The sequence below is a fragment of the Kitasatospora sp. NPDC056076 genome (genome assembly GCF_042266305.1).
Taxonomy (GTDB): Bacteria; Actinomycetota; Actinomycetes; order Streptomycetales; family Streptomycetaceae; genus Kitasatospora.
Genome location: NZ_JBHJWG010000078.1, coordinates 13,244 through 20,677, shown reverse-complemented (window position 1 = coordinate 20,677; position 7,434 = coordinate 13,244). Strand labels below are relative to the sequence as shown.

Genomic DNA, 7,434 nt, shown 5'->3' with positions numbered 1-7,434 from the left:
CTGGGATTTGTGTATATGCTTCACGCGATGGAGCGCGCGGCGCTCGCCGGGCTCGGGGTCGCGGCCCTGCCGCCCGCCCCCCCCCCCCCCGCCAAGGACCGGGCCAGCACCGCGTTCGGCGGCCGTCCGTTCGTGCAGGTCCTGCTACTCCTCGACGAGGAGCTTCTCCCGCAGCTGGGCCAAGGTCCGGGCCAGCAGGCGGGACACGTGCATCTGGGAGATCCCCACCTCGGCGGCGATCTGCGACTGGGTCATGTTCCGGAAGAACCGCAGCACCAGGATCTTCTGCTCCCGGGGCGGCAGTTGGGCCAGCAGCGGCTTGAGCGACTCGCGGTACTCGACGCCCTCCAGCGCCTCGTCGGTGGCGCCCAGGGTGTCCGCCACGGCCGGCGACTCGTCGTCGCTGTCCGGGACGTCCAGGGACAGCGTGGAGTACGCGTTGGCGGACTCCAGGCCCTCCAGCACGTCCTCCTCGGAGATGCCCAGGTGCTCGGCCAGCTCGTGCACCGTGGGGGAGCGGCCGTGCCGCTGGGAGAGCTCGCTGGTCGCCGTGGTGAGCGACAGCCGCAGCTCCTGGAGGCGGCGCGGGACGCGCACCGCCCACCCCTTGTCGCGGAAGTGCCGCTTGATCTCGCCGACGATGGTCGGCGTCGCGTAGGTGGAGAACTCGACCCCGCGCTCGTGGTCGAAGCGGTCCACCGACTTGATCAGTCCGATGGTGGCGACCTGGGTCAGGTCGTCCAGCGGCTCACCCCGGTTGCGGAACCGCCGGGCCAGGTGCTCGACCAGCGGGATGTGCATCCGGACCAGCTGGTTGCGCAGCTCCACGCGCTCCGGGGAGCCCTCGGGCAGCGCGGCCAGCCGGACGAACAGCGCGCGGGCGGCCTCCCGGTCCGGTGCGCCGGTGCGGTGCGAGCCCTGGGCGGGCACGGCGCCGTGCAGGTCCGCGCCCTCCGCCGCCGGTTCCGGCGGGGGAGTGGAGGCGGGCGTCGGCTCAGACGTCGGCTCGGTCGGGTGGCTCATCCGGTGGGCGTCCTTCGGGTGCGCTTCGTCGTTGGCGGCGAGGCCGGAAACGCTCGCCTGGGTCGGTACGGCAGGTCCCGCCGTCGCGAGGCCGGTACGGTCCAGATCACTCACGGCCATTCCCCCGTTCCGTTCCGGGAGCACCGGGGCCGTCGGCCCCGGCATCGTCTCGTTGGTCGTACCGCCGGTGGGCGGTACCGGGAGCCGCCCACCGGCCCCGGGTGGGGTGCGGCGGACGGCCCTTGCAGGGTGCTGCTGCTCGGTGCCCGGTCAGTGGGCGGCGGACCCGCCGCGCTTCTTGTGCAGGCTGATCGTCACGGTGTTGTCCTCGGCGACCGAGGAGTCCACCTCGCCGGCCAGCGCGGAGAGCACCGTCCACGCGAAGGTGTCGCGTTCGGGCGCCTTGCCGTCCGTGGTCGGAGCGGAGACCGTCACCTTGAGCGAGTCGCCGACCAGCCGGAACTCGCAGGACAGGACGGAGCCGGGCACCGCCTGCTGGAGCAGGATGGCGCAGGCCTCGTCCACCGCGATCCGCAGGTCCTCGATCTCGTCGAGGGTGAAGTCCAGCCGGGCGGCAAGCCCGGCCGTCGCTGTTCGCAGCACGGAGAGGTAGGCCCCTGCCGCGGGCAGCCGGACCTCCACGAAGTCCTGAACTCCGAGATCGCTGTCGATCTGGGACACCCTTGCCTCCTGGGTGACGCGCTGTGCTTGCTTGGTACCCCCGAGGGGGCGTCCTCCGCACCCGGTGCGGGAGTTACTCATGGTAAGGCATTGCGACGCAGGGTGGCAGGGGCTTTGCCCCTACTCCGTGCGTGGGTTCAACGCTTCCCGGCGGCCGTGAGTGCCTCATCGGTGAGCCGGTAGACCGTCCACCCGTTCATCGGCACCGCGCCGAGCGAGCGGTAGAAGTCGATCGAGGGCTGGTTCCAGTCCAGCACCGACCATTCGACCCGGGCGTAGCCGCGCTCGACGGCGATCCTCGCCAGCTCCAGCAGGAGCGCCTTGCCGTGGCCGCCGCCGCGGGCCTGCGGGCGGACGTAGAGGTCCTCCAGGTAGATCCCGTGGGTGCCGCGCCAGGTCGAGAAGTTGAGGAACCAGAGCGCGAAGCCGACCGGTTCGCCGGTGGCCGGGTCCTCCGCGATCAGGCCGAACAGCGCCGGGGCGGCGCCGAACAGCGCCTCGCGCAGCTGCTCCTCCGTGGCCACCGCCTCCTGGGGGGCCTTCTCGTACTCCGCGAGCTCACGGATCATGGCCAGGACGACGGGAACGTCGGTGACGACGGCGGTGCGGATCATGCCGCGAGCCTACTGCGCGGGCCCCGCCCGGGCCCAGGGCCGGAGCGGGGTCCGATCGTCGGTCGCGCCGGTCAGCGGGCCGGGACGGTGCGCAGGAACCCGGCCAGGGTGCTGATCGCGGCCGGGTTGCGCGGGCTCTCGACCAGGTCGACGTAGTCCATGACGAAGATCCGGTCGTTCCTGATCGCGGCGACGTTCGCCAGCGGCGGGAAGGACTTGAGGAACGTCCGCTTCTCCTCGGCGCCCGGGGTCGCGTAGTTGTTGATCACGATCACCTCGGGGTCGCGCTGCACCACGCTCTCCCAGCCGGCGGTGACCCAGGTGTCCGCGAGGTCGCCCATGACGTTGGTCCCGCCGGCCTTCGCGATGATCTCGTTCGCGGCGGCGAACTTCCCGGCGGTGTACGGCTTGTCCTGCCCGCTGTCGTAAAGGAAGACGGACGGGCGGCGCTCCGGCTGCGGCACGGCGGCGATGGTGGCCCTGGACTCGGCGATCAGCTTGTCGGCGCGGTCCTCGACGTCGAAGATCGAGCCCAGGTTGGCCAGGTCGGTGTAGAGCGCCTCCAGCGGGTACATCACCCCGCGCTCGGAGCCCTTGCCACTGCGGCAGGACTCGCTGAGCACGTAGGAGTCCACGCCGAGCGCCTTGAACGCCTGCGGGGTGACCCCGCTGCCCTCGTCGAAGCCGTAGTGCCAGCCGGCGAACACCAGGTCGGCCTTGGCGTCCAGGGCGATCTCCTTGGTGAGCACCTTCTTGGAGAGCCAGCTGGTCTGCCGGTAGCCGTCCTTCCAGGCCACCTTGTCGACCTGCCCCTTGTCGTCGGGCATCACGTAGCCGGCCATCCGGTCGGCGAGGCCGAGGGAGAGCATCAGTTCGGTGATGTTGACGTCGTTGGTCACCACCCGGGCGGGCTTCTGCGCGAAGGTGAGCCGCTCGCCGCAGTTCGTCACGGTCACCGGGTAGTGGCCGGAGGCGGTGGCGGCGCCGGGGCGGGGGGCGATCTCGGCGCCGCAGGCGGTCAGCCCGAGAGTGAGCAGGGCGGTGGCGGCAACGGCCTTGGTGCGCATACGGGTTCCTTCGGATCGGAACGGTCCCGGGGATTCGCGGGGGGTCAGGCGAGACGGTCGAACAGCAGCTGGAGGGCGCCGGTCCCGGGGTGGCGGACGGGGGTGGCCCGGACGCCGAACACCTCGGCCAGCAGTTCGGGGCGGAGCACCTCGTGGGGCTCGCCGGCGGCGACGATCCGGCCGGCCTCCAGCACGTACAGCCGGTCGCAGTGGCCCGCCGCCAGGTTGAGGTCGTGCAGGGCGGTGAGCACCGTCGGCCCGGCCTCGCGGGCGAGTGCCAGCACCTCCAACTGGTGGGCGATGTCGAGGTGGTTGGTGGGCTCGTCCAGCACCAGCAGGCGCGGTTCCTGGACGAGCGCGCGGGCGATCAGCACCCGCTGCTTCTCGCCGCCGGACAGGCTCGGGAAGGCGCGTTCGGCGAGGTGGTCGGCCCGGACCCGGCGCAGCGCGGCGGCGCAGCGCTCCCGGTCCCCGGCGGTCGGGCCGGCGGCGAGGCCGCGCCGGTGCGGCAGCCGGCCCATGGCGACCACCTCGGCCACCGTGAACTCGAACTCGGCGGGGTGCTCCTGGGTCAGCGCGGCCACCCGGCGGGCGGTGTCGCGGGCGGTGAGCGCGTGCAGGTCGTCGCCGGCCAGCCGGACGGTCCCGCCGGCCGGGCGCAGCACCCGGTAGACGCAGCGCAGCAGGGTCGACTTGCCGCTGCCGTTCGGGCCGATCAGTCCGATCACCTGCCCGGCGGCGGCCGTCAGGCTCACCTCGTGGACCAGCCGGGCGCCGGCCAGTTCCACCGAGACGCCGTCGACGCGCAGGTCCTCCGCGCCGGTCGAAGGGGTCGGGGCCGTCATCGCCGGCCTCCGAAGGCCTGGCCGCGGCGGCGCATCATCAGCAGGAAGGCGGGCACCCCGAGCACCGCGGTGAACACCCCGACGGGCAGTTCGGCGGGCGCCAGCAGGGTGCGGGAGGCGATGTCCACCCAGACCAGCAGCAGCGCCCCGGCGAGCGGCGCGATCACCAGCACCCGGCGGTGCCCGGCGCCGACCAGCATCCGGGCCAGGTGCGGCATCAGCAGTCCGACGAAGCCGATCGCCCCGCTGACGGCGACCACGGTGCCGGTGACGGCGGCGGTGACCACGAACAGTTCCCGGCGCAGCCGGTCGGGGTCGACGCCGAGCGAGGCGGAAGTCTCGTCGCCCATCGCGAGCGCGTCCAACCGTCCGGCGGCGCAGGCCAGGTAGGCCAGTCCGGCCAGGACGGTGGCGGCCGCGATCGGCACCGAGCCCCAGGTGGCGCCGCCGAGGCTGCCGAGCAGCCACATCATGGCGTCCCGGGCGGCCTCGGCGTGGTCGGCGGAGAAGACCATCAGGGTGGTCAGGGCGGAGAAGCCGTAGGAGAGCGCGGTGCCGGTGAGCACCAGCCGCAGCGGGGTGAGCCCGTACGCGGTGCGGGCGGCGAGGTAGACCAGCACCATGGCGAGCAGCGCGGAGCCGAACGCGGAGACCGAGATCGCCCACACCCCGAGCGAGGCGAAGGCGCCGAGCAGCAGGACGGCGTTGGCGCCGACGGCGGCGCCGGAGGAGATGCCCAGGACGAAGGGGTCGGCGAGGGCGTTGCGCACCAGGGCCTGGACGGCGACCCCGGTGGCGGCGAGCCCGCCGCCGACCACGGCGGCCAGCAGGGTGCGCGGCAGCCGCAGCTCCCAGACGATCGCGTACGCCGCCGCGTCGCTCGCGTCCAGCCGTCCGCCGGTCAGCCCGGCGCCCAACAGTCGCAGGACGTCCGGGAGTTCGATTCCGGAGGCGCCGAGCGCGACGCCGCAGACCAGGGAGAGCAGCAGGGCGGCGGCGAGGCCGAGGGCGAGCGGGAGGGTCGGTATTCGGCGGACGGGGTCACTCACGGGCGGGCGCGCCTTGCCTCGGGCCGCGGGTGTGCCGGGGCGGGCGCCGGCCGGGGCCGGGCCCGGGCGCCTTCCCCTCGCAGTCCACGGCGAGTTGTCGGGAGTTCAGCGGCCGGGGGCGATCGGGCTGGCCCGGCCCCGGGACCGCGGGCCGTGCTCACCGTTGCGGGTCAGCGCCGGATTCTCACCGGACTTCCCCCTCGGACGCCCTGGCAGCATAACAGCCACTCAGGGTAGGCAACCCTTACCGGGGTCCGTTCCCGGGGCGGGGGCACGGGAACGCACGACCGCCCCCGTCCGACGGTGCGGACGGGGGCGGCCGGGTGGCGACGCGTCAGGCTCAGGCCTGCTTGGTCTCCCAGAAGATCTTGTCGACCTCGGCGATCAGGTCCAGCAGGGCCTGGCCGGTGGCCGGGTCGGTGGACGCCTTGGCGGCCGAGGCGGCCTTCAGGGTGTCGTTGATCAGCTGGTGCAGCTGCGGGTACTTCTCGAAGTGCGGGGCCTTGAAGTAGTCGCTCCACAGCACCGAGATGTGGTGCTTGACGGCCTCGGCGCGCTGCTCCTTGATGATGATGGCGCGGGCGCGGAAGTGCGGGTCCTCGTTGGCCTGGTACTTCTCCTGGGTGGCCTTGACCGACTCGGCCTCCAGCTTGGCCTGGGCGGGGTCGTAGACACCGCACGGCAGGTCGCAGTGGGCGTGAGCAGTGGCACGCGGTGCAAACAGACGAGAGAACATGGGAGTCCTTCCTTAGATCGTCTTCCCGCGCCCGAGATTACCCTTCCGGCCTCCGGGTTTCGCGGCCGGGCGGTGGGCCTAGGGCGAAAGACGGACCCGGAACCGGGGTAATCCGGACATCGAACGGATGACGGTCCGTACGGCAGACTGGGGCGGTCGGTCCGGGAGGAGGAGCCATGGCGCGGAGCACGGAGCCGCAGGGCGGCGGGCAGGGCGGCGGGCAGGGCGGCGCGGTGCCGTTCGGGCTGGTCGACGTGACGGGCCCGTCGATGGTCCCGACCCTGCGCGAGGGCGACCAGTTGCTGGTCCGCTACGGGGCGCCGATCCGGCCCGGCGCGGTGGTGCTGTTCCGGCACCCGTTCCAGCAGGACCTGCTGGTGGTGAAGCGGGCCGCCGAGCGCCGCCCGAAGGGCTGGTGGCTGCTGTCCGACAACCGTCCGGTGGACAGCGACAGCCGCAGCTACGGCCCGGTCCCGGACGAGCTGGTGCTCGGCCGGGTGCTGCTGCGGCTGCGGCCGAGCCCCGCCTGGCTGGCGCCGGGCCGCGGGCTGGAGCGGCTGCTGCTCGGCCCCCGGCTGGCCCGGGTGCCGGGCCTGGCCCGGCGGTTCGGGGTCTTCGTCGACGAGCTCTGAGCCCCGGCCGGCTACTGCCCGGTGCCCAGCGCGGCCTCGGCCTCCAGCCGCTTGCGGGCCCGGTACGCGGCGACGTTGGCGCGGGTCGCGCAGCGGTCGGAGCAGTAGCGGCGGGAGCGGTTGGTCGAGGTGTCCAGGTAGGCGTTGCGGCACGGCGCGGCCTGGCAGATGCCGAGCCGGTCGGCGCCCAGTTCGGTGAGGTGCACGGCCAGGCCCATGCAGGCGACGGCGCTGAAGTGCGCGGTGGCGGTGGGCGAGTTGTCGGCCAGGTGCAGGTGCCAGCGCGGCCGGCCGGCGTCGTCCAGGTAGTCGTGCCCGGAGACCAGCGGGCTGACGGGGTACTCCATCAGCAGGCTGTTCAGCAGGTCGACGGACCGGATCTCGTCCCCCTCGGCGGCGGCCTCGAACACTCCGCGCAGCCTGGTCCGCACCGCCCGCAGCCGGGGCACGTCGGACTCGTCGGCCAGCGCGGCGGCGCGGGAGGAGTCGGAGAAGAGGGCGCGCACGGCGTCCACCGAGGTCAGCGTGTCGGTGCCGCGCTCGGGTTCCTCGGTGTTCACCAGCCGAACGGCGAGGTCGGCGTACGAGGCGAGCTCCACGGCGGTCCTTCCAGTGGTTGCGTAACGGGCCCGGATGGTTCCGGTAACGGGCTGGGCGCTTCCAGCCTATTACCCGGCTGGGGAAAACGTCGGCGCCCGGCAGGAAGTCGTCAGCCGGGCGCCGACCGTACGGGCTCAGAGGACCGTGGAGAGGAAGGCCCAGGTGCGCGCGGGCAGGGGGTTGGTGA

Annotated in this window: 9 protein-coding genes and 1 riboswitch; of the genes, 1 reads left to right on the top strand and 8 read right to left on the bottom strand. The window is 73.2% G+C overall.

Features of this window, described 5'->3' with window-relative positions:
* Window positions 1-144: 144 nt before the first annotated feature.
* From ACFC1T_RS36670 to sodN, 7 genes are all read right to left on the bottom strand, one after another.
* Window positions 145-1,137, bottom strand: a complete 993-nt coding sequence (locus ACFC1T_RS36670) for an RNA polymerase sigma factor SigF (protein ID WP_375896638.1) — start codon at window positions 1,135-1,137, stop codon at window positions 145-147.
* 156 nt (window positions 1,138-1,293) lie between these two features.
* Complete coding sequence (locus ACFC1T_RS36665; protein WP_360233452.1) at window positions 1,294-1,704, bottom strand: anti-sigma regulatory factor; 411 nt, start codon at window positions 1,702-1,704, stop codon at window positions 1,294-1,296.
* A gap of 137 nt (window positions 1,705-1,841) precedes the next feature.
* Entirely contained in the window at window positions 1,842-2,318 is a 477-nt protein-coding gene (locus tag ACFC1T_RS36660; protein WP_375896636.1) for a GNAT family N-acetyltransferase, read from the bottom strand.
* Between the two features lie 71 nt (window positions 2,319-2,389).
* On the bottom strand, window positions 2,390-3,385 hold the full coding sequence (locus ACFC1T_RS36655) for an ABC transporter substrate-binding protein (RefSeq protein WP_375896633.1): 996 nt from the start codon (window positions 3,383-3,385) through the stop codon (window positions 2,390-2,392).
* 44 nt (window positions 3,386-3,429) lie between these two features.
* Complete coding sequence (locus ACFC1T_RS36650) at window positions 3,430-4,230, bottom strand: ABC transporter ATP-binding protein (protein WP_375896631.1); 801 nt, start codon at window positions 4,228-4,230, stop codon at window positions 3,430-3,432.
* The gene (locus tag ACFC1T_RS36645; protein WP_375896628.1) at window positions 4,227-5,279 is read right to left on the bottom strand and encodes a FecCD family ABC transporter permease; all 1,053 of its coding nucleotides are present in this window, start codon (window positions 5,277-5,279) and stop codon (window positions 4,227-4,229) included. Before ACFC1T_RS36645 ends, ACFC1T_RS36650 begins: the two co-directional genes overlap by 4 nt.
* 95 nt (window positions 5,280-5,374) lie before the next feature.
* Window positions 5,375-5,520: riboswitch (cobalamin riboswitch) on the bottom strand.
* 99 nt (window positions 5,521-5,619) lie between these two features.
* Window positions 5,620-6,015 (bottom strand): superoxide dismutase, Ni, encoded by a 396-nt coding sequence (sodN, locus tag ACFC1T_RS36640; protein WP_045699892.1) that lies wholly within the window; start codon window positions 6,013-6,015, stop codon window positions 5,620-5,622.
* Between the two features lie 176 nt (window positions 6,016-6,191).
* Between sodN and sodX the strand changes: the two genes are divergently transcribed.
* On the top strand, window positions 6,192-6,647 hold the full coding sequence (gene sodX / locus ACFC1T_RS36635; protein ID WP_375896625.1) for a nickel-type superoxide dismutase maturation protease: 456 nt from the start codon (window positions 6,192-6,194) through the stop codon (window positions 6,645-6,647).
* Window positions 6,648-6,658: 11 nt separating this feature from the next.
* Here the strand turns inward: sodX and ACFC1T_RS36630 are convergent, their stop codons facing one another.
* A complete protein-coding gene (locus tag ACFC1T_RS36630) occupies window positions 6,659-7,246 on the bottom strand; it encodes a CGNR zinc finger domain-containing protein (protein ID WP_375896623.1) in 588 nt (195 codons plus the stop codon).
* Between the last annotated feature and the right edge of the window lie 188 nt (window positions 7,247-7,434).

Excerpts from the sequence above, each read along its gene's own strand:
- ACFC1T_RS36660 (WP_375896636.1), bottom strand. The coding sequence starts at position 2,318 with ATGATCCGCACCGCCGTCGTCACCGACGTTCCCGTCGTCCTGGCCATG.
- ACFC1T_RS36655 (WP_375896633.1), bottom strand. The coding sequence starts at position 3,385 with ATGCGCACCAAGGCCGTTGCCGCCACCGCCCTGCTCACTCTCGGGCTG.
- ACFC1T_RS36650 (WP_375896631.1), bottom strand. The coding sequence starts at position 4,230 with ATGACGGCCCCGACCCCTTCGACCGGCGCGGAGGACCTGCGCGTCGAC.
- sodN (WP_045699892.1), bottom strand. The coding sequence starts at position 6,015 with ATGTTCTCTCGTCTGTTTGCACCGCGTGCCACTGCTCACGCCCACTGC.
- sodX (WP_375896625.1), top strand. The coding sequence starts at position 6,192 with ATGGCGCGGAGCACGGAGCCGCAGGGCGGCGGGCAGGGCGGCGGGCAG.